The following is an 18787-nucleotide window of genomic DNA, read 5'->3' as shown; positions in this document are numbered from 1 at the left end:
TCAGCCCGCTTCGTCCACCCGCTCCAGCAGCCCCACCGGCAGCGCCGAGAAGAGGTCCGCCGCGCGCACCTCGCCGGTGAACTCGCGGTCCGGGGCGAGGACGTCCCGCCAGCGGCCGGGCGGCAGCGGGAGGTGGGTGTCGTGCCAGCCGCCCGCCTCCTCCAGGTGCACCGAGAGCCGGGTCACCGCCGTGATCACCTCGCCGGAGCGGGAGAACGCCAGCACATGCTCGGCCGACGGCCCCTCGGCGAGCAGCGGGGCGTACGTCCCCGCCGTGCCGAAGATCTCCGGCCGGCGCGCCCGGAGCTGGAGCGCGGCCCTGGTCAGCGCCTCCTTCTCGCCCGGCGCGGCCGGCGGGAAGGGCACCGGACGCCGGTTGTCGGGGTCCACCAGCGCCCGGTACTCGCTCTCCGTGCCCTGGTAGAGGTCCGGCACCCCCGGCATCGTCAGGTGGACCAGCGCGGTGCCGAGCACGTTGGCCCGGATGTGCGGCTCCAGCCCCTTGCGGAAGGCGGCAACCCGCTCACCGGGCGGTCCGCAGGGCCCGGCGGCGACGAACGCGGCCACCGCGTCCTCGTACGGCGGTTCCTGCTCGGTCCAGCTCGTGTACATGCCCGCCTCGCGGACGTGCTTCAGCAGCGCCTCGCGCACCCGCTCCTCCTCGGCCGGGCCGAGCCCGAACACCGTCTGCCAGGCGGCCCAGGCCAGTTGGCCGTCGGGGACGACCTCCGGCTCCCGGCTCACCTCGGCGAGCAGCTTGGCCCAGCGGCCGGGGCACTCGGTGAGTACGTTCAGCGCCGCCCGGACGTCCGCGCTGCGCTTGGTGTCGTGCGTGGTGACCACCGTGCCGGTGTCCGGCCAGTGGCTCGCCAGCCGGGCGCAGTAGGCGTGGAACTCCGCCGGGGAGACCCCCACCCGGCCCGGGTCGCCGCCGACCTCGGTCGCCGACAGCAGCGGGACGTAGCGGTAGAACGCCGTGTCCTCCACCGACTTGGCCCGCAGCGCCGAGGCGGTCTGCGCGAACCGGCTGCGGAACTCGGTGAGTTCGGGCAGCGTGCCGTCGTCCGGGCCGATCAGCAGCCCGCGCACCAGGTCGACCGCGTCGGCCTCCTCCGCCACCGCGAACGCCCGCCGGGCCTCCGCCGCGGCCGCCTCGGTGACGACGGCGGCGGCGTCCCCGGAGGTGTACGGCCGGTAGACCGGCATCCGGACCAGCAGCTCCTCCAGGGCCGTGCGCAGCGCCCACGGCGCCCGGTCGCGCAGCGCGAGGTCCGGGGAGGCGGCACACAGCCGGACCGCCGAGCGGGTGAGCCGGTCGGCCTCGGCGGCCAGCTCATGGGTGAGCACCTTGTACGCGGCCCGGCGCACCGTGGCGTCCCAGTCGCCGCCCCGGTCGAGCTGGGGGGCCGCGAACGCCCGGTAGTGGGCTTCGAGTTCGGCGGCGCCGGCCGGACCGGTGAACACGCCGTCGATGCGGCGCAGGGCGTCGTAGCCGGTGGTGCCGGCGACGGGCCAGGAGTCGGGGAGCTGCTCCTCGTCGGCGAGGATCTTCTCCACCACCGTCCAGCGGCCCCCGGTCGCCTCGTCCAGCCGGGCCAGATAGGCGTCGGGGTCGGCGAGGCCGTCCGGGTGGTCGACGCGCAGGCCGTCGATCACGTCCTCGGCCAGCAACTGGAGGATCTTGCCGTGGGTGGCGTCGAAGACCTCGGGGTCCTCCACCCGCACCCCGATCAGCTCGGAGATGCTGAAGAAGCGCCGGTAGTTCAGCTCGGTGCGGGCCAGCCGCCACCACACCGGGCGGTACCACTGGGCGTCCAGCAGCTCGGGCAGCGGGAGGCCCTCGGTGCCGGAGCGCAGCGGGAAGAGGTGGTCGTGGTAGCGCAGCAGCTCGCCGTCGGCCATCAGATGCTCCCGCTCGGCGGCGATGGGCCCGCCGAGCACCGGCAGCAGCACCTGGCCGCCCCGCGAGGCCCAGTCGATGTCGAACCAGCGCGCGTACGGCGACTCGGGGCCCTCCCGGAGCACCTCCCACAGGGCGCGGTTGTAGCGCGGGGCCATCGCCATGTGGTTGGGCACGATGTCCACCACCAGGCCGAGCCCGTGCTCCCGCGCGGTGCGCGACAGCGACCTGAGCCCATCCTCGCCGCCCAGCTCCGCGCGCACGCGGGCGTGGTCCACGACGTCGTAGCCGTGGGTGGAGCCGGGGACGGCCTCCAGGACGGGGGACAGATGCAGGTGCGAGACGCCCAGCGACGCCAGATAGGGCACGGCCGCCTCGGCGGCGGCGAAGGGGAACGAGGGCTGGAGCTGAAGGCGGTAGGTGGCCGTGGGCACCCCTGGTCCGGGTCGCACTGAAGTCATGCAGAGCTACGTACCCCGCCTGCCGCTCTTCGTGTCATCCGCCGGGGCATCAGGCCCGGGACGGCCCACGCGAACCGGACACCGGCCGGGGACACGGCGGTGTGCCCCCGGCCGGTACGCGTCACGCCGGGCGCTGGAGCACGGTCAGGCTGCGGTCCGGCAGGGTGAGGTGATCACCGGCCGCCACCTTCGGACCCTGGCCCGGCGGCACCCCTTCGGGCCGCGCGGTGTCCACGACCACCTGCCACTGCCGGCCGTGGTCCACCGGAACCAGGAAGTCCAGCGTCTCGTGCGAGGCGTTGAACATCAGCAGGAACGAGTCGTCCGCGATGCGCTCCCCGCGCGGGCCGGGCTCGGAGATGGCGTTGCCGTTCAGGAAGACGGCCAGCGCGGAGGCGGGCGCCGAGTCCCAGTCGGCCTGGGCCATCTGCTCGCCCTCGGGGGTGAACCAGGCGACGTCCGACAGCTCGTCCCGGGTGCCCTCCACCGGGCGCCCGTGCAGGAAGCGGCGGCGCCGGAACACCGGGTGCTCGCTGCGCAGCCCCACCATCGCGCGGGTGAACTCCAGCAGCGCGGCCCGCTCGTCGCCCTCGGCACCGGTGGCCTCCACCGCGTCCTCGGGGTCCGGCCAGTCCACCCAGGAGATCTCGTTGTCCTGGCAGTAGGCGTTGTTGTTGCCGCGCTGGGTGCGGGCGAACTCGTCGCCGTGGCTGATCATCGGCACGCCCTGGGACAGCATCAGGGTGGCGATGAAGTTGCGCATCTGCCGGCCGCGCAGCTCGCGCACGCCCGCGTCGTCGGTGTCGCCCTCCACGCCGCAGTTCCACGACCGGTTGTGGCTCTCGCCGTCCCTGTTGTCCTCGCCGTTGGCGTCGTTGTGCTTGTCGTTGTACGAGACGAGGTCGTGCAGGGTGAAGCCGTCGTGGCAGGTGACGAAGTTGATCGAGGCCAGCGGGCGGCGGCCGTCGTCCTGGTACAGGTCGGAGGAGCCGGTGAGCCGGGAGGCGAACTCCGCCAGCGCGCGCGGCTCCCCGCGCCACAGGTCCCGCACGGTGTCCCGGTACTTGCCGTTCCACTCGGTCCACAACGGCGGGAAGTTGCCCACCTGGTAGCCGCCCTCGCCCACGTCCCACGGCTCGGCGATCAGCTTCACCTGGGAGACCACCGGGTCCTGCTGGACCAGGTCGAAGAACGACGACAGCCGGTCCACCTCGTGGAACTGCCGGGCCAGGGTGGCCGCGAGGTCGAAGCGGAACCCGTCGACATGCATCTCGGTCACCCAGTACCGCAGCGAGTCCATGATGAGCTGGAGGACGTGCGGCGAGCGCATCAGCAGGCTGTTGCCGGTGCCGGTGGTGTCCATGTAGTAGCGCGGGTCGTCGGTCAGCCGGTAGTACGACGGGTTGTCGATGCCCTTGAACGACAGCGTCGGGCCCAGGTGATTGCCCTCGGCGGTGTGGTTGTAGACCACGTCGAGGATGACCTCGATCCCGGCCTCGTGCAGCGCCCGTACCGCCGACTTGAACTCCAGCACCTGCTGGCCCCGGTCGCCCCAGGAGGCGTAGGCGTTGTGCGGGGCGAAGAAGCCGATGGTGTTGTAGCCCCAGTAGTTGTTCAGGCCCATGTCGACCAGGCGGTGGTCGTTGACGAACTGGTGGACCGGCATCAGCTCCAGCGCGGTCACCCCGAGCCGGGTCAGATGCTCGATGACGGCGGGGTGGGCGAGCCCCGCGTAGGTGCCGCGCAGCTCGTCCGGCAGCCCCGGATGGCGCATGGTCAGGCCCTTCACATGGGCCTCGTAGATCACCGTGCGGTGGTAGTCGGTGCGCGGCGGGCGGTCGTCGCCCCAGTCGAAGTAGGGGTTGATCACCACCGAACTCATGGTGTGCGGCGCGGAGTCCAGGTCGTTGCGCCGGTCGGGGGCGCCGAAGTGGTAGCCGTACACCTCCTCGCCCCACTGGACCTGCCCGCTGACCGCCTTCGCGTACGGGTCGAGCAGCAGCTTCGCCGAGTTGCAGCGCAGCCCCCGCTCGGGCGCGAAGGGGCCGTGCACGCGGAACCCGTACCGCTGGCCCGGCATCACGCCGGGCAGGTACGCGTGCCGGACGAACGCGTCGCTCTCGCGCAGTTCCACCGCCGTCTCGGAGCCGTCGTCGTGCAGCAGACACAGCTCCACTCGGTCCGCGGCTTCGGTGAAGACCGCGAAATTGGTACCGGCACCGTCATAGGTGGCGCCGAGGGGATACGCCTCTCCAGGCCAGACCTGCATGCGCTCGACTCTTCCAGGTGCGGGGCCCCGGTGGGGGCGCGTTGGCGGCGAGTCTCCCCGAAAGTGAGGGCACCTGATGGCTGCCGCCCTCCGCTTGCCGGCCGACCCGTGGTCACGGATGACCTCTACCCGCACCCGAAGGAGGGAAGCCGCGCCGGCCCCGGCGGGCGGGACACGATCCGGGGCCGGCCGGGGCGCTCCCGGCGGAGGCCGACGGCACACGGGCCGCTCACCAGCGGTGCGCCGCCTTCGGGACCGGTTCGGGCCGCTATGACTCCGCTCACTTCCTCCGCTCCCGGATGCCTGGAACGGCCACTGGTGACAGGCAAGTTGAGAAACCGACCTGTCCATCCGGCTGCACCGCCGACCGCTCCCGGAGTACCCTTCCTTGATCGTTGGGACGGGGAAGGTCCGGGGGACGGAAGGCGGTGCAGGGTGGGCTCGGGAGGGCTGGAGCTGCCCCCTGGTGGCGAGGGTCACGAGGGGAGCGGTTCCACGGACGTCCCGCCCGGCGCGGTGTCCCTGGCGCGTCCGATGGGCGCGGGGTCGATCGGACCGGAACTGGACTGGGACGCGGGTGCCTGGCGGGAGGTGCGCACCCGGGCCCAGCGGGCGGGCCGCGCCTACATCTGGCTCAACCTCGTCGAGCAGCGGCTGCGCGCCGTCGTGGCCGCCGTGCTGCGCCCCGTCTACGAACCCGTGCACGGCGACGACTGGGTGGTGGCGGCCGCCGGCCCGGCCGGCCAGGAGTGGGTGCAGCGGGCCGTCGCGGTGCGTGAAGTCAGCCGCCGCAAGGGCTACTTGCTCGACCCGGCCGACGACAATGTGCTCAGTTTCCTGACGTTGCCGCAACTGCGCGAGCTGATGGTGCAGCACTGGCCGTGCTTCGAGCCGTACTTCGACGAGCGCCGGGACCTCGAACTCGCCCTGGACGAGCTGGAGGTGACCCGCAATGTGGTCTCCCGCAACCGGGCGCTGTCCGAGGCGGTGCTGAACCAGGCCGAGCGCGCCTCCGCCAAGCTGCTGGAGCTGCTGGGTGCCGCCGGTGACGTGCCCTCGGCGGGCCGGCTCCCGGTGGACGCGGTCGAGGACCTGGTCGGCGACCGGTACGCGGACGTGGTCGCGGTGCACTCCGACCGGGTGCGGCTGATGGGCCAGTTCCCGGCCGAGGACCTGTTCGGCGGGGCGCGCCGGCTGGACGCCATCGGTATCGGGCTCAACCTGCTGGTGCAGAACTTCTCCGGCCGCCGCCTGGTCCGGCTGGCGGAGTCCGGCTGCCGCATCCGGCTGCTCTTCCTCAACCCGGCCTCCAGCGCGGTCAAGCGCCGGGAGCGCGAACTTGGCATGAAGCGCGGTGAGTTGGCTCGCTCGGTCGAGATGAACATCCTGCACATGCGCCGGGTCCGCTCCCGGCTGCGGGACCCCGGCGCCTTCGAGATCCAGGTGTACGACGAGACCCCGCGCTTCACCGCCTACCTGGTGGACGGTGACGGCGCGGACGGTGTCGCGGTGGTGCAGTCCTATCTGCGCGGGGCGCGCGGCATGGAGTCGCCGGTCCTGGTGCTGCGGGGTGGCAGCCGGGTGGTCACATCGGACCAGTCGGGCGATTCAGGACTCTTCCCCACCTATCGGGAGGAGTTCGAGCTGGCCTGGGCGGACTCGCGGCCGGTGTCCTGACGGCAGCCGTCCCCAGGCGGCCGGGGGCGTTGTCAGTGCCCCATGTCATGGTGGAGGCCACTGGGGGAACGCACCACCAAGAAGGGGGGCCGCCCATGGGCTGGCACCGGGAGCCGCTGATCGGCTTCGACCTGGAGACGACCGGGACCGATCCGCTGCGGTCGCGCATCGTCACGGGCGCCGTGCTGGAGGTCAGGGCCGGCGAGGCCATGGGACGCCGGGAGTGGCTGGCCGATCCGGGCGTGGAGATACCGGCCGACGCGGTCGCCGTGCACGGCATCAGCAACGAACGCGCCGCGGCCGAGGGCCGCCCGGCCGACCAGGTCGCCGACGCCTTGGCGAACGCACTGGTCTCCGCCTGGGATTCGGGCATGCCGGTCGTCGCGTACAACGCCGCCTTCGACCTCACCCTGCTCTCCGCCGAGCTGCACCGCTACGGACTGCCCTCGCTGGCCGAGCGGCTGGGCGGGCGCGTCCCGGCCCCGGTCGTCGACCCGTACACCATCGACCGCCGGGTCGACCGCTACCGCAGGGGCAAGCGCAATCTGGAGGCGGTCTGCGGGGAGTACGGGGTGGTGCTCGACGCGGCCCACGACGCCTCGGCGGACGCGCTGGCCGCCGCCCGGCTCGCCACCGCGATAGCCGAGCGGTACCCGAAGATAGCCGGGCTCGGCCTGGCGGAGCTGCACCGCTGCCAGGTCGAGTGGTACGCCGAATGGGCCGCCGACTTCGAGGCGTTCCTGCGCCGCAAGGGCGAGGCGGACGCGGTGATCGACCGGGTCTGGCCCGTGCGCGAGCTGACGGACGCCGTCGTGTCGTAGCCGGTACCGGGCGCGCTCAGAACGGGTACCAGCGCACCGACTCGTCGCCGTCCCGCAGCGACGCCACCCGTCGTTCGAACTCCGCGAGCGCCTTGGGGTTGGCCGGGGCGTGCTGGGCGACCCAGGCGCAGCTCGCCGTCTCGCGGGCGCCACGCAGCACCGAGCAGCCGTCCCACTCGCGCACGTCCCAGCCGTAGGCCGAGGTGAAGGCGTCGTACGCCTCGGCGGGCAGGCCGTAGCGGTCGCGGGAGAGGGCCATCACCACGAGGTCGTGCTCGCGCAGGTCGGCGGAGAAGGTCTCCAGGTCCACCAGGACCGGGCCGTCCGGGCCGATGTGTACATTGCGGGGCAGCGCGTCCCCGTGGATCGGGCCGGGCGTCAGGCGGGGGGTCAGTGCGGCGGCGGTCGAGGCGAAGCCGTCGCGGCGGGCCCGCAGATAGGCCGCGTCCTCGGGGTCGACGGCGTCGCCCGCGAGCCGCAGCCAGCGCTCCACCCCGCCCAGCAGTTCGCGGGGCGGCAGCGGCACCGGGGGAGCGGGCAGGGCGTGCACCAGCCGGAGCAGTTCGGCGAGGTCGCGGGGTTCTGCGGGGCGCACGGCGTCGGGCAGCCGGTGCCAGACGGTGACCGGGTGGCCGTCCATCAGCAGCGGTTCGGGCTCGGCCGCGCGTACGGCGGGCACCCCGGACTCGGCCAGCCAGGTGGCCACGGCCAGCTCGCGGCGCGCCCGGTCGAGCAGTTCGGCGTCCCGGCCGACCTTGACGACCAGATCCCCGGCGGCGAACACGGCGTTCTCGCCCAGGGCGAGGAGGCGCGCGTCCGCCGCCGGGGGCAGCACCTTCGCCCCGGCCAGTACCGCCCGCGCCCGTGCCTCGTCCATCGTCCGCCTCCGTGGCCTGTCGCCGTCGTGTGTCCCGCTCCGGGCCAGTCTCGCATTCGCACAGGTCGGACGGTGTGCGGTCCCTTGACGGACTGCGCTGCGTTCACGACCATGAACACGCCAACCGAGCCAGGCAAAGGGGCTGATTCCATGACATCACCGGTGAGATCGCCGGTGACATCACCGGCCGGCGTGCGGCATCCGCCCGCGCGCACCGGCGGCCGCGACCGTGCCGTCTGGTTCCTGGTGCTGCCCGCCCTGATCCCGATCCTCGTGCTCAGCGTGGGCCCGCTGCTCTACGGCGTCCTGCTGTCCCTCACCGACGCCCAGTCCGGCCGCACCGCGCCGACCCGCTGGATCGGCGCCCTGAACTTCCGGGACCTCCTGCACGACACGCTGTTCTGGGAGTCGTTCCGGATCGGCCTGGTCTGGGCGGTCGGCGTGACCGTGCCCCAGTTCCTGCTGGCGCTCGGCCTCGCCCTGCTGCTCAGCCAGGAGCTGAGGCTGCGGTGGCTCGCCCGCGCCCTCGCCATCGTCCCCTGGGCGATGCCCGAGGTGGTCGTCGGCATCATGTGGCGCCTGGTCTACAACCCGGACGCGGGCATCCTCAACGAGACGCTGCGGAACCTCGGCCTCGGCGACGGACGGGACTGGCTGAGCGGTCTGGCCACCGCGCTCCCCGCCGTCATCGTCGTCGGCATCTGGGCCGGGATGCCGCAGACCACGGTGGCCCTGCTCGCCGGGCTCCAGAACACCCCGCGCGAACTGCACGAGGCGGCGGCCGTGGACGGCGCGGGCGCCTGGCGGCGGTTCCGCGCGGTCACCTGGCCCGCGCTCAGACCCGTGGCCCTCTCCATCACCGCGCTCAACCTGATCTGGAACTTCAACTCCTTCGCCCTGGTGTACGTGCTCACCAGCGGCGGACCCGGCGGAAAGACCCGGCTGCCCATGCTGTTCGCCTACGAAGAGGCTTTCCGCTACGGCCAGTTCGGTTACGCGGCCGCGATGGGCTGCGTGATGGTCGCCGTCATCTCCGTCGTGCTCGCGGTGTTCCTGGCGGGCCGGCTGAAGGGAGGCGAGGACGCGTGAGGACCCGGCCCGCGGCCCGCGTGGGGCAGTACGCCGCCCTGCTGGCCTATCTGATCTTCCTGGCGTTCCCGTTCCTCTGGCTGCTGTCCACCGCGTTCAAGCCCGCGCGCGAACTCGGCAGCCTGCACCCCACCTGGATTCCGCGCCACCCCACCCTCGCCAACTTCCGGCAGGCGTTCGACGAACAGCCCCTTCTGCACGCCGCCCTCAACTCCCTGCTGGCGGCGCTCGGCGCGGCCGTCGTCGCCGTACTGATCGCCACCCCGATGGCGTACGTCATGGCCCGGCACCGCACCCGGCTGGCGCGGGCGGCGAGCGGGTGGGTGGTGGTCAGCCAGGCGTTCCCGTTCGTGCTGATCATCATCCCGCTGTTCCTGGTGCTGAAGCAGTTGCGGCTCATCGACTCCCTGGCCGGGCTCACCCTGGTCTACGTGGTGTGGTCGCTGCCCTTCGCGCTGTGGATGCTGGTCGGATACGTGCGGGCGGTCCCCGTCGAACTGGAGGAGGCGGCCGCCGTCGACGGAGCCGGGCGGCTGCGGACGCTGATATCGGTGACGGCGCCGCTGCTCGCGCCGGGCATCGCGGCGACCGCGCTGTTCGCGTTCGTCACGGCGTGGAACGAGTTCTTCTTCGCGCTCGTGCTGCTCAAGAGCCCCGGCAACCAGACCCTGCCGGTCGTGCTGACCCATTTCATCGGCGCGGAGGGCGTCGCCGACCTCGGCCCGCTGGCCGCGGCCGCGTTCCTCGCCACCCTGCCCTCCCTCGTGGTGTTCGCGCTGCTCCAGCGGCGGATCACCGGGGGCCTGATCGCCGGAGCGGTGAAGAGCTGATGCGGACCAGGATCACCATGGCGGTCGCCGCCCTCCTGCTGCTCCTCGCGGGCTGCTCCTCCGGCGGCCACCAGGACGGCGGACCCGTCACCCTGCGCTTCCAGTCCCTCGCCTGGCAGCAGGAGTCGGTCGCCGCCAACAAAGAGTTGGTCCGGGAGTGGAACGCCGCCCACCCGGACGTCCAGGTCGAGTACGTGCAGGGCAACTGGGACGGCGTGCACGACCAGTTGCTCACCTCCTTCGAGGGCGGCGAGGCCCCCGACGTCATCCACGACGCCTCCGACGACCTGGCCGACTTCGCCTACGGCGGCGACCTCGCCGACCTGAGCGGTCTGCTGCCGGCCCGGCTGAAGTCCGACATCCCGCAGCGCAGTTGGCGGGCGACCACCTTCGGCAAGGGCGTCTACGGCGTGCCCTTCCTCCAGGAACCCCGCGTGCTGATCGCCAACTCCGCCTGGCTGCGGAAGGCCAAGGTGCGCATCCCGACGCCCGAACACCCGTGGAGCTGGGCCGAGTTCCGGGAGATTACCGCGCGGCTCAGCGGCGACGGCAAGTACGGCGTCGCCTGGCCGCTCAAGGAGCCCGTGTCCGTCACCCTCAACCTCGGGCTCTCGGCGGGCGGCACGCTCTTCCAGCGGGGGAGCGACGGCAAGGTGAGCGTGCGGTTCGGCGCCGGTGACGCCGTCGTACCGCGCACCGTGCACGACCAGGTCGCCCGCGACCGCAGCGCGCCCGCCTCGACGCTCGGCAGCGGCGGCTCGGACACGCTGCCCGGCTTCTTCGGCGGGCGGTACGCCATGGTCCCGCTGGGCTTCTCCTACCGCCAGCAGATCGAGCAGCAGGCCCCCGAGGGCTTCGAGTGGGAGGTGCTGCCTGCCCCGGCCGGCGCCGACGGGCTCACCCAGGGCGTCAGCCCGCAGACCCTCTCCATCGCCCAGGACTGCCCGCACAAGAAGGAGGCCGCCCGGTTCATCGACTTCCTGCTGCGGCCGAAGAACATGGTCCGCCTGGCCCTCGGCGACTGGATGCTCCCCACCGGCACCGAGGCACTCGCCGACCCCGCCCTGCACACCACCGACCACGGCTGGGCCACCGGTACCGCCCTGGCCGCCCACCTCCGCCCGGCGCCCGCCCAGTCGGTGCGCGGCTACCCGGAGTGGAAGGACAAGATAGCCACCCCCGCCTTCCAGGAGTACTACAGCGGTGCCATCGGCCTCGGTGAGCTGCGCAAACGGCTGGAGAAGGACGGCAACCTGGTCCTCGCCCGCTACCAGCGCTGAGCGGGCGGGCGAAATTCGCTGGAGCGGGCCACCGGGCGCCACCTAGCCTCAGGGTCATGACCTCCGCCGGCCCCGCCCATATCGCCATGTTCTCCATCGCCCAGCACGGCCATGTGAACCCCAGCCTGGAGGTGATCAGGGAACTCGTCGCCCGCGGCCACCGCGTCACCTACGCCATCCCGCCGCTCTTCGCCGAGAAGGTCGCCGCCACGGGCGCCGTACCCGTGCCCTACACCTCCACCCTGCCCGGACCCGACGACGACCCCTCGGCATGGGGGACCACGCTGCTGGACAACGTCGAGCCCTTCCTCGCCGACGCCATCCAGGCGCTGCCCCAGCTCATCAAGGCGTACGAGGGCGACGAACCCGACCTGGTCCTGCACGACATCGCCTCCTACCCCGCCCGCGTCCTGGCCCACCGCTGGGGCGTGCCCGCCGTCTCCCTCTCCCCGAACCTCGTCGCCTGGGACGGCTACGAGGAGGAGGTGGCGGAGCCCATGTGGGCCGAGCCGCGCAAGACCGAGCGCGGCCAGGCGTACTACGCCCGGTTCGCGGGATGGCTCGCGGAGAACGGGATCACCCAGCACCCGGACCCGTTCACCGGCCGCCCCGCCCGCTCCCTGGTCCTCATCCCCAAGGCGCTCCAGCCGAACGCCGACCGGGTCGACGAGCGCGTGCACACCTTCGTCGGCGCCTGCCAGGGCGACCGCGCCGACCAGGGCACCTGGGAGCGGCCCGAGGGCGCCGAGAAGGTCGTCCTCGTCTCCCTCGGCTCGGCCTTCACCAAGCGGCCCGCCTTCTACGCGGAGTGCGTACGCGCCTTCGGTGACCTGCCCGGCTGGCACCTCGTCCTCCAGATCGGGCGGCACGTGGACCCGGCCGAACTCGGTGAGCTGCCCGCCAACGTCGAAGTGCACTCCTGGGTGCCGCAGTTGGCGGTGCTGCGCCAGGCCGATCTGTTCGTCACCCACGCGGGCGCGGGCGGCAGCCAGGAGGGGCTGGCCACCGCCACCCCGATGATCGCCGTGCCGCAGGCCGTCGACCAGTTCGGCAACGCCGACATGCTCCAGGCGATCGGCGTGGCCCGCGTCCTGCTCACCGAGGAGGCCACCGCCGGCCGCCTGCGCGAGACCGCCCTCGCCCTGGCCGACGACCCCGAGGTGGCGCGCCGGCTGACGGAGATCCAGGCCGACATGGTGCGCGAAGGGGGCACGACACGCGCCGCCGACCTGATCGAGGCGGAGCTGCCCGGGCGCTGACCCCGGTGGAGAAACGTTGTTGAACCAGTCACAAGATCGTGGAGGAGTTGCTCCGCGCCCGCTCGGTCCGACAGAGTTTCCCGCAACGGGCGTACCGTCCGGTACGGCCGTCGTGCCCGCCCCCACGGGGCACGACGGCCGTTCTATCGTGTCTATCGTGGGCAGATGACGACGACGTACGCGGCGCTGCTGCGCGGCATCAACGTAGGCGGCACCAGGAAACTCCCCATGGCCGAGTTGCGAACTCTCCTGGCCGAGCTGGGCCATGACGACGTACGCACCCATCTCCAGAGCGGCCAGGCCGTGTTCACCGCCTCCCAGGGCGACGAGGGCATTCTGGCGGGGGAGTTGAGCACGGCCATCGAGAAGCGGTTCGGGTTCCCGGTCGACGTGATCGTGCGCGACCACGCCTATCTGACGGCGGTCGCGGAAGCCTGCCCGTTCCCCGCCGACACGCTGGAACCCAAGCAGGTGCACGTCACCTACTTCTCCGGCCCGGTGGACGCCGAGCGCTTCGCCGGGATCGACACCGCCGCCCGCCTCCCCGAGGAGTTCCGCCTCGGCGACCGCTGTCTGTACCTCTACGCACCCGACGGACTCGGCCGCTCCAAGCTCGCCGACGAGCTGGGCCGCCCGCGTGTCACCAAGGGGCTGATCGCGACCACCCGGAACTGGAACACCGTCCGCAAACTGGTCGAGCTGACCGGCTGACGGCGCCCTCTACCGGACCGCCGGGGAATGTCAACCCCCTTTCACTCCAAAGGGGTTGATTGCTGGTGCCGACGGCCGCTTCGTGGGTAACGTCGCCGACCGAGCCGACCCGGCACGCTTCCCTCGCCGCAGCCCGGCCCCCGTAAGGTCCCCGGATCAGGAGTGAGGACGAAAGACGTGAACGCGTACAACCACCCCGGCAGCACCTCCGGCCGCCCGGTACCCGGTGGCGACGGGACCGACCTGGAGACCCTGATCCAGCTCGCCGACGGACTCGTCGCCGCGCTGCACGCCGAGTACCCGGTGCTCCTCGAACACGGCGAGATCATCCAGGCCGAGCTGGCCCTCGCGGCCGACGACGGCTTCCCGCCCAACCGCGGCCGCATCCGCCACCAGCTCGACGACCTCTGCATCGGCGCCGCCGCCGGCACCGGCACGCTGGAGTACACCCGGCGCCTGACGACCGCGCTCAACCTCTAGGCCCCCACGGCCAACGGGACCGACCGCAGCGCCTCGGTGTAGCGGTCGAGCAGCAGCCGCGCCACCTCCGGCGCGGGGCCCAGTACATCGGCCAGGACATCCGCGTCCGCCGCGCCCCGCGCGATCCGGTCGGGCAGGAAGCCCGGCGCCAGCACATAGGGCGCGACGGCGACCCGCTCGCACCCCCGGGCGCGCAGCTCGCGGACGGCGTCCTCGGTGCGCGGAAGGCGGGCGGAGGCGAACGCGGGTCGCACGGCGCACCAACCGGTGCGCCACCACTCCCGCGCGATGTCGGCGATCACCGCGATCGCCTCCGCGTCGGAGGACCCCGCCGAGGCCAGCACGACCCCGGTCGAGGACTTGTCGGCGGGGCTCAGCCCCGCCTCGTACAGGCGCCGCTCCAGTGCCGACACCAGCAGCGGCGACGGACCGAGCACCTCCGCCTGCCGGACGCGCATCCCGCGCGGTGCCGCCCGCAGCACGGCCGGGATGTCGGCCTTGGCGTGGAAGGCGCGGGTCAGCAGCAACGGCTGCGCCACCACCTCGCGCACCCCGTCGGCCGCCAGCGCTTCGAGCACGCCGCCGACCGAGGGCACGTTGAAGTCGAGGAAGCCGGTCACCACGCGCAGGTCCGGGCGCATCGACCGCACCCGCGCGACCAGGGCGTGCACGGTCGCGGCGTGCCGGGGGTCACGGCTGCCGTGGGCGACGATCAGGAGAACGGGTGTGTGGCGCATGGGAGTTCAGCTCTTCACCAACAGGCCCCGGCTGCGCAGCACCCACCGCTCCAGCGGACTGAAGAGCAGCAGGTCAACCGCGATGCCGACGAACAGGATCAGCAGGATGGCCTCGAACACCATCGCCATGTCCAGGGCGTTGCGGCCGTTCTCCAGCAACTGGCCCAGCCCGACGCCCAGATCGGGGAAGGACGCGATGATCTCGGCGGCCATCAGCGAGCGCCAGGAGAACGCCCAGCCCTGCTTCATCCCGGCCACATAGCCGGGCAGCGCGGCCGGCAGCGTGATGTGCCACACCCCGCGCAGCCCGCCGGCGCCCATGGTCCGGCCCGCCCGCAGGAACAGCGGCGGCACCTGGTCGATGCCGGACACCAGGCCGTTGGCGATGGAGGGCACCGCGCCGAGCAGGATCACCGCGTACATCATCGAGTTGTTCAGGCCCAGCCAGATCACCGCCGGGGGCACCCAGGCCACCGAGGGCAGCGACTGGAGGCCGGACAGGATCGGGCCGATGGCCGCGCGCACGAACCTGACCCGCGCCACCAGCAGCCCCAGCGGGGTGCCGATGAGCAGCGCCAGGCCGAAACCGAGCAGGCCGCGCGAGACGCTGGTCCAGATGTAGCCGAGGAGCTTGCCCTCCAGCCAGTCCTGCCGGACCGCCTCCCACACCGCCCTCGGCGCCGGCAGCTTGGTCGGGTCGGAGACGACCCCGAAGGACACCAGGGCCTGCCAGACCAGCAGCACCACCAGCACGGCGGTGACCGGCGGCAGGACCTTCGTGACGAGGGTCTGCCGCAGCGGCACCCGTGCGCCGCGCGGGGTCTCCAGGGCGTCGAGGCCCGCCTCCACGCTCCCGGTGCCGGGAGCCGGTGTCGTCTCAGTGCTGGCCATGGCGGCGGATCTCCCCTCGCAGCGCCTCGGTGATCTCCAGGGACAGTTCCGCCACGGGGGCGTCCTCGATCCGGCGGGGCTGCGGGATGTCCACCGTCCACTCGTGCGCCACCTTGCCGGGCCGGGAGGACAGCAGCACGACCCGCTGGGCCAGCCGTACCGCCTCGCGGACGTTGTGCGTCACGAAGAGCACGGACAGGCCGGTCTCCGTCCAGACGCGGGTCAGCTCGTCGTGCAGCACGTCGCGGGTGATGGCGTCGAGGGCCGCGAACGGCTCGTCCATCAGCAGCAGTCCGCTCTCCTGCGCCAGCGCGCGGGCCAGCGCCACCCGCTGCCGCATACCGCCGGAGAGTTCGTGCACCCGCTTGCCGTACGCGCCCTTCAGCCGGACCAGTTCGAGCAGCGACTCGGCCTTGTCCCGGCGCTCGCCCTTGGGCACGCCCCGCAGGCGCAGGGCGAGTTCGATGTTCTTGCCCGCGGTCAGCCACGGGAAGAGGGCGTGCTCCTGGAACATCAGGGCCGGGCGGCCGTCGGTGTCGATGGACCCGGCGCTGGGCCGGTCCAGTCCCGCCACCAGGTTGAGCAGGGTCGACTTGCCGCAGCCCGAGGCCCCCAGGAGGGTGACGAACTCGCCGGGCGCGACATCGAGGCTGATGTCGTCCAGCACGAGCTGCTGCCCGCCCGGCCCCGCAAAGGACTTCGAGACGTGGTCGAGGCGGGCGGCGTAATCGACCGCCGGGCCGGCCTCGGCGAGGGTGGTGGCCATGGTCGTCACCTCCTGGGGACTCATCGGTTGGCGTCGGTCAGTCGGTGCCGAGCCCGGCGGCGTCGACCTTGGGGGCGCCCTCGGCGCCGAGGACCTTGTTGAGCAGGGTCAGGTCGTAGATGCCCTTGAGGTCGGGCTTCTTCAGCAGGCCCGCCCTGACCGCGTGGTCGGCCTCGGTGTTCAGCGTGGCGGCCAGCGGATCGTCCGTGGTCTGGATCGACTTCCACGCCGGGTCCAGCACGGCCGGGGGCAGCGCCTTGCCCGAGTCGGCCTCCAACTGCTTGTTCGCCGCCGCCTTCGCCGCGTCCGGGTTGGCCTTGATCCACTTGTTGGTGCGCACCGAGGCCCGCAGCACCGCCTCGACGGCCTTCGGATGCTCCTTGAGGAACTTCTGCGACACGATCACGTTGGTGATCACGAACTTCTTGTCCGGCCACAGGTCGGACTCGTCCAGCAGCACCTTGCCGCCCTCGGCGACCAGCTTGGACGCGGTCGGCTCCGGCACCCAGGCACCGTCCACGGAACCGGCCTTGAAGGCGTCCGGGGTCACCTTGTTGTCGCTGCGGACCACGGTGACGTCACCCTTGCCGCTCTGCGCGTCGACCGTGTAGCCCTGCTCCGCCGCCCAGTTGAGGAAGGCGACGTCCTGGGTGTTGCCGAGCTGGGGCGTGGCGATGCGCTTGCCCTTGACGTCCTTCAGCGACTTGATCTTCTTGGGGTTCACGACCAGCTTGACCCCGCCGGACGCCGAACCGCCGATGATCTTCAGGCTGCGGCCACCGGACTTGGTGTAGCCGTTGATCGCGGGGGAGGGGCCGATCCAGCCGATGTCGATGGAGCCGGAGTTGAGCGCCTCGATCTCGGAGGGGCCCGCGTTGAAGGTGGCGTAGTCGGCCCTGGTGGCGCCCAGTTCCTTCTGGAACAGGCCCTGTTGGCGGCCGACCAGCGCGGTGGCGTGCGTGAGGTTGCCGAAGTAACCGATCTTGACGGAGTCCAGACCGTCGACCTTCTTGGCTCCGGCGGCGACCTTCTGGTTGGCGGTGTCGTCCTTGGCCTCGGACCCGTAACCGCAGGCCGCGAGGGCCAGCAGGGGGAGTACGGCGAGGACGGTCAGACCGCGGCGCGGCAGCGGCGAACTGATGGCAGGCACGGGAGGCGTTTCCTCTCGTCGGCCCGGCGGTCACGGCGGTTCAGGCCGTGGCCGGGAGGTCGATGGGTCTTCGTCGTCGCAACCGGGACGTCGTCGGGTGGGAGGAGGGGCTTGCGTGGGGGAGCAGGGCGCGCGAGCGGTGCGCGTACGTCAGCGCGCACATCGCGCGACCCCGCCCTGCCCGGAGCCGAGCGCGCCGCTGCCGATGCGGCCGCCCTCCTTGGCGAACGTCGAGAAGACCTCGGTGGCCCGCATGGTCAGAAGTCCCACCCATCGTCGTCGGAGTCGGTCACCGGCTCGGGCGCGGCGAAGGACTCGCCGACCATGCCCGCGGTGAGGGTGGTGCCGTCGCTGGGGTCGATCAGGATGAAGGAGCCGGTGCGGCGTGAGTCGGCGTAGGAGTCGACCGGCAGCGGCTCGGCGGTACGGATCTTGACCCGGCCGATGTCGTTGGCGGCGAGCGTCCCCGGATGCGGGTGCAGGGACAGGTCGGCCAGGGTGAGCCGGGACGGGATGTCCTTGACGATCGCCTTGACCGTGCGGGTGCCGTGCTTGAGCAGCACCCGGTGGCCGACGGTCAGCGGCTGGTCGGCGACGTGGCAGACGGTCGCCTCCACGTCCTGGGTGGTCGCGGGGGCGTCCTTGCTCGGCACGATCAGGTCGCCGCGCGAGACGTCCACGTCGTCCGCGAGCAGCACGGTCACCGACTGGGTGGTCCAGGCCACGTCCACCGGCTCGCCCAGCAGGTCGATCCCGGCGATGGTGGAGGTGCGGCCGGACGGCAGCACCGTGACCTCCTCGCCCACCCGGAAGGTGCCCGCCGCGATCTGTCCCGCGTACCCCCGGTAGTCGGGGAGTTCGGCGGTCTGCGGGCGGATCACGTACTGCACCGGCAGCCGGGCGTGGCAGTGCGCCAGGTCGTGGCTGACCGGCACCGTCTCCAGGTGCTCCAGCACGGTCGGGCCGCCGTACCAGTCCATCCGGGCGGAGGCGTCGACCACGTTGTCCCCGGCGAGCGCCGAGATCGGGATCGCGGTGACCTCGGGTACGCCCAGCTCGGTCGCGTACGCCGTGAACTCCTCGGCGATGGCGGCGAAGACGCTCTCTTCGTAGCCGACCAGGTCCATCTTGTTGACCGCGAGCACCACGTGCGGCACGCGCAGCAGGGCGGCGATGGCCGCGTGACGCCGGGTCTGCTCGACCACGCCGTTGCGGGCGTCGACCAGGACCACGGTCAGCTCGGCGGTGGAGGCGCCGGTGACCATGTTCCGGGTGTACTGCACATGCCCCGGCGTGTCGGCCAGGATGAAGCGGCGGCGCGGGGTGGCGAAGTAGCGGTAGGCCACGTCGATGGTGATGCCCTGCTCCCGCTCGGCCCGCAGGCCGTCGGTGAGCAGCGCCAGGTCCGGCGCCTCCTGGCCCCGGCTCGCGGACACCCGCTCCACGGCCTCCAGTTGGTCCACCAGGACCGACTTGGAGTCGTGCAGCAGCCGCCCGACCAGGGTGGACTTGCCGTCGTCGACGGAGCCCGCGGTGGCGAACCGGAGCAGGGTGGTGGCCGACAGCGCCTCGGCGGTGATCGTGCTCAT

The 18787-nt window shown here is 72.3% G+C and carries 16 protein-coding genes; 8 read left to right on the top strand and 8 right to left on the bottom strand.

Annotated elements, in window-relative coordinates; all coding sequences use genetic code 11:
- Positions 1 to 2361, bottom strand: a complete 2361-nt coding sequence (gene treY, locus ACZ3HQ_RS14090) for a malto-oligosyltrehalose synthase (RefSeq protein WP_467510604.1) — start codon at positions 2359 to 2361, stop codon at positions 1 to 3.
- 121 nt (positions 2362 to 2482) lie between these two features.
- Positions 2483 to 4630 carry a glycogen debranching protein GlgX gene (gene glgX / locus ACZ3HQ_RS14085; RefSeq protein WP_467510602.1) on the bottom strand — a complete coding sequence of 716 codons (2148 nt, stop codon included), beginning with the start codon at positions 4628 to 4630 and terminating at the stop codon, positions 2483 to 2485.
- 435 nt (positions 4631 to 5065) lie between these two features.
- On the opposite strand from glgX, the gene ACZ3HQ_RS14080 reads away from it, so the two are divergent.
- On the top strand, positions 5066 to 6307 hold the full coding sequence (locus tag ACZ3HQ_RS14080; protein WP_467510600.1) for an SAV2148 family HEPN domain-containing protein: 1242 nt from the start codon (positions 5066 to 5068) through the stop codon (positions 6305 to 6307).
- Between the two features lie 95 nt (positions 6308 to 6402).
- Positions 6403 to 7128, top strand: coding sequence for an exonuclease domain-containing protein (locus ACZ3HQ_RS14075; protein WP_467510598.1), 726 nt, complete (start codon positions 6403 to 6405; stop codon positions 7126 to 7128).
- Positions 7129 to 7144: 16 nt separating this feature from the next.
- On the opposite strand, the gene ACZ3HQ_RS14070 is transcribed toward ACZ3HQ_RS14075, so the two are convergent.
- Positions 7145 to 8005, bottom strand: coding sequence for a phosphotransferase enzyme family protein (locus ACZ3HQ_RS14070; protein WP_467510596.1), 861 nt, complete (start codon positions 8003 to 8005; stop codon positions 7145 to 7147).
- A 150-nt stretch (positions 8006 to 8155) separates the two neighbouring features.
- On the opposite strand from ACZ3HQ_RS14070, the gene ACZ3HQ_RS14065 reads away from it, so the two are divergent.
- The 6 genes from ACZ3HQ_RS14065 (at position 8156) to ACZ3HQ_RS14040 (ending at position 13654) form a co-directional block, all read left to right on the top strand.
- Positions 8156 to 9094, top strand: a complete 939-nt coding sequence (locus tag ACZ3HQ_RS14065; protein WP_467510594.1) for a carbohydrate ABC transporter permease — start codon at positions 8156 to 8158, stop codon at positions 9092 to 9094.
- Positions 9091 to 9924, top strand: a complete 834-nt coding sequence (locus ACZ3HQ_RS14060) for a carbohydrate ABC transporter permease (RefSeq protein WP_467510592.1) — start codon at positions 9091 to 9093, stop codon at positions 9922 to 9924. Before ACZ3HQ_RS14065 ends, ACZ3HQ_RS14060 begins: the two co-directional genes overlap by 4 nt.
- Positions 9924 to 11204 carry an ABC transporter substrate-binding protein gene (locus tag ACZ3HQ_RS14055; RefSeq protein WP_467510590.1) on the top strand — a complete coding sequence of 427 codons (1281 nt, stop codon included), beginning with the start codon at positions 9924 to 9926 and terminating at the stop codon, positions 11202 to 11204. Before ACZ3HQ_RS14060 ends, ACZ3HQ_RS14055 begins: the two co-directional genes overlap by 1 nt.
- Before the next feature lie 56 nt (positions 11205 to 11260).
- Positions 11261 to 12463, top strand: coding sequence for a macrolide-inactivating glycosyltransferase (mgt, locus tag ACZ3HQ_RS14050; protein ID WP_467510588.1), 1203 nt, complete (start codon positions 11261 to 11263; stop codon positions 12461 to 12463).
- Between the two features lie 165 nt (positions 12464 to 12628).
- Positions 12629 to 13174, top strand: a complete 546-nt coding sequence (locus ACZ3HQ_RS14045; protein WP_467510586.1) for a DUF1697 domain-containing protein — start codon at positions 12629 to 12631, stop codon at positions 13172 to 13174.
- A 177-nt stretch (positions 13175 to 13351) separates the two neighbouring features.
- Positions 13352 to 13654: a hypothetical protein gene (locus ACZ3HQ_RS14040; protein WP_130336926.1), complete on the top strand. Its 303-nt coding sequence runs from the start codon at positions 13352 to 13354 to the stop codon at positions 13652 to 13654.
- Here ACZ3HQ_RS14040 and ACZ3HQ_RS14035 read toward each other — a convergent pair.
- The 5 genes from ACZ3HQ_RS14035 to ACZ3HQ_RS14015 form a co-directional block, all read right to left on the bottom strand.
- Entirely contained in the window at positions 13651 to 14391 is a 741-nt protein-coding gene (locus tag ACZ3HQ_RS14035) for a sirohydrochlorin chelatase (protein ID WP_467510584.1), read from the bottom strand. The genes ACZ3HQ_RS14040 and ACZ3HQ_RS14035 overlap by 4 nt on opposite strands.
- A 6-nt stretch (positions 14392 to 14397) precedes the next feature.
- Positions 14398 to 15282, bottom strand: coding sequence for an ABC transporter permease (locus ACZ3HQ_RS14030; RefSeq protein WP_467510582.1), 885 nt, complete (start codon positions 15280 to 15282; stop codon positions 14398 to 14400).
- On the bottom strand, positions 15269 to 16048 hold the full coding sequence (locus ACZ3HQ_RS14025) for an ABC transporter ATP-binding protein (RefSeq protein WP_467510580.1): 780 nt from the start codon (positions 16046 to 16048) through the stop codon (positions 15269 to 15271). The genes ACZ3HQ_RS14030 and ACZ3HQ_RS14025 overlap by 14 nt, the downstream gene beginning before the upstream one ends.
- Positions 16049 to 16085: 37 nt before the next feature.
- The gene (locus ACZ3HQ_RS14020) at positions 16086 to 17198 is read right to left on the bottom strand and encodes an aliphatic sulfonate ABC transporter substrate-binding protein (RefSeq protein WP_467510578.1); all 1113 of its coding nucleotides are present in this window, start codon (positions 17196 to 17198) and stop codon (positions 16086 to 16088) included.
- 257 nt (positions 17199 to 17455) lie between these two features.
- Positions 17456 to 18787 (bottom strand): sulfate adenylyltransferase subunit 1, encoded by a 1332-nt coding sequence (locus ACZ3HQ_RS14015; protein WP_467510576.1) that lies wholly within the window; start codon positions 18785 to 18787, stop codon positions 17456 to 17458.

It is taken from the genome of Streptomyces sp. NPDC018263, from assembly GCF_055562575.1.
Note: the sequence above shows the minus strand (reverse complement) of the source record. Positions and strands in the feature narration are given on the sequence as shown.